Annotated in this window: 3 protein-coding genes and 1 pseudogene; all 4 read right to left on the bottom strand. The window is 32.2% G+C overall.

Features of this window, described 5'->3' with window-relative positions; genetic code table 11:
• Positions 1-158 precede the first annotated feature (158 nt).
• Positions 159-515, bottom strand: a complete 357-nt coding sequence (locus tag H964_RS04745) for a hypothetical protein (RefSeq protein WP_237738198.1) — start codon at positions 513-515, stop codon at positions 159-161.
• A 49-nt stretch (positions 516-564) separates the two neighbouring features.
• Positions 565-816 carry a hypothetical protein gene (locus H964_RS04740; protein ID WP_039765172.1) on the bottom strand — a complete coding sequence of 84 codons (252 nt, stop codon included), beginning with the start codon at positions 814-816 and terminating at the stop codon, positions 565-567.
• 32 nt (positions 817-848) lie between these two features.
• Entirely contained in the window at positions 849-1226 is a 378-nt protein-coding gene (locus H964_RS04735; protein WP_039765170.1) for a hypothetical protein, read from the bottom strand.
• Positions 1227-1367: 141 nt separating this feature from the next.
• Positions 1368-1919 (bottom strand): annotated as a pseudogene (locus H964_RS04730) (rubrerythrin family protein).
• Positions 1920-2091 lie beyond the last annotated feature (172 nt).

Here is a 2091-nt window from a genome sequence, read left to right as displayed (position 1 = left end):
TTGAAAGAAATTGAGGAAATTTTGAAATAATCATTATTTTTCTTTTAAAAGGAAATGGGCTGCTTTTCTTCAATTGGAATAGGCAGCCCCTGATTTTTTAGTTTATACTATGCGCTTCTTAAATAATCAATTTTCTGTTACTATATCGATATAAAATTTCAAATTATTTCATCAAACACTCCACTAATTGTTTTGCCTTCTTTAAATAAGCTATAACTCTTTAAATCTTTTATTACAAATTCGTATTCAATGTCAAAAGGTTTTATTTTTACTTTCCATGTACCAAACACTTTACCTTTGATTGTATTTATAAAATTATACCTCATAACACTCCAAAAATATCTATAGGGTTGTTCTTGGTTTGTAGGTTTTATATCAATGTTTATTGTAAATACAAGTTTTTCCTCGGGATTATACCATTCCATTGACACTTGGATTTCCTTTTTAATATTCTTAGCTTGACACCACACAATTATAAATTCATCTAATTCACTAAACACTTTTTTTACATTCACTGGTTGATAATTCTCGTCTAAGCCATTACAAGAACAAATCGTAACAATTTCAATCTTGCTTCCCTTCCTTCCTTAGTTTTCTGTTACTTATTCTCTTTGATACGAATTTGTAAACATAATAACCCAGCAACCCAAAAGCAGCTACTGACCAAAGCCATTCAATTTTTAAGGCTTTTAGTGCTACATTTATTAAACCTCCTAAAACAGGTATAACAATGAACCCTGCTAAAATAGTTATGAAAATAATGAATACTATGTATACCCGAAAAAGAATATCCTTTACTTTGAATCTTTTACTCATGACATTTTTTCCTTCCCTATTTATATCTATATTTAATACGCTCCTCCACCAATAAGTTTGTGCAATCCATGCTCTACTTTTGTTATGGCATTATCAATTGCTTTACCCACTTTGGTATTATCAAACCACCTTTCTACACTCGCTATTTTGTTAGTAACACTCGCAATCACACTTACTGTGCCTTTCCCGAAAAAATATCCTTCACCCATACCTTTCAATACTCCACTTACTGTTTTACTTGCAACCTTTCTCTCAAGCATTGTAAAACCACTTGTGGCAGCTCTGTAAGCTTTTACTCCGCCACCTATTCCACCTGCTGCAATTGATACTATGTTTGTCAACGTATTTTCACGCAAATCATTGGCAATAGAACTCACAATGTGATGAGCTACTTTTTGAATACTATTCATATTAACCCCTCATCCTCCTTTTAAAGTGTAAATGTATAAAATTTTCTGTAATAAGTTTAAAAAAAAAAAACAAAATGTCAATACTAATTTACTGTTATAAAAATGGACTATCCAGAATGGATAGTCCATAAAAAAGTTTTTTTAAAACATCTTATACATTTCCTTCTTTGTCCCGAAGAATTAGGCAAAACTCAGTAGCCTCATCTAAAACTGTGTGCCCGCAAACATGACAGATATACATTTAATCTCTACATCCTTTCCTTCTTTTGCGCTATCCTGAGCCATTTTGAAAAGCTGTGCATGAATCTTTTCTGCCTCAATTGCAAAATGAAAGCTTCTTTCAGCATCTTTTTCGTTTTGATATTTTGCGGCGTTTAAATATACATTATACATTTGGTTTACCTCAAAAAGCTCACCATCAATCGCTCCTTGAAGATTCTGGACTGTTGTGCCAACCCCAAATATTGCATCTGACGCAACCATATGCCCACCTTTGACATCACCAAGAACCCTAAAATGGTTGTTAGCATGAACTTGTTCAGCATAAGAAATTGCTCTAAAGAGCCTTGCAATATTTGGAAAACCTTCTTTTTCAGCAATGTCACCCCAAAGCAAATACCTCATGTGAGCCATGCTCTCTCCACCATATGCAGATCTCAAAAATCCTATTGTCATCTCATTTTTTACGCTCATAAATCAGGTCCTCTTTTAAAATAAATTTCATTTCTTTTTTACCCATCAAAATCTTCTTTAAACATAATTTTGCGAAAATATTTCGGCAACATTCCCAAAACATATTTAAAAAGTAACTTCCAGCCATTGACTGTAAAATTATATTAAGGTATGATTACATAAAAAAGATTTT

The organism is Caldicellulosiruptor sp. F32 (genome assembly GCF_000404025.1).
In the GTDB taxonomy this organism is placed as follows: Bacteria; Bacillota; Thermoanaerobacteria; order Caldicellulosiruptorales; family Caldicellulosiruptoraceae; genus Caldicellulosiruptor; species Caldicellulosiruptor saccharolyticus.
Note: the sequence above shows the minus strand (reverse complement) of the source record. Positions and strands in the feature narration are given on the sequence as shown.

What these genes read in the sequence shown, in the direction of transcription:
- H964_RS04740 (WP_039765172.1), bottom strand. Translation starts at nt 816, where the DNA reads ATGAGTAAAAGATTCAAAGTAAAGGATATTCTTTTTCGGGTATACATA.
- H964_RS04735 (WP_039765170.1), bottom strand. Translation starts at nt 1,226, where the DNA reads ATGAATAGTATTCAAAAAGTAGCTCATCACATTGTGAGTTCTATTGCC.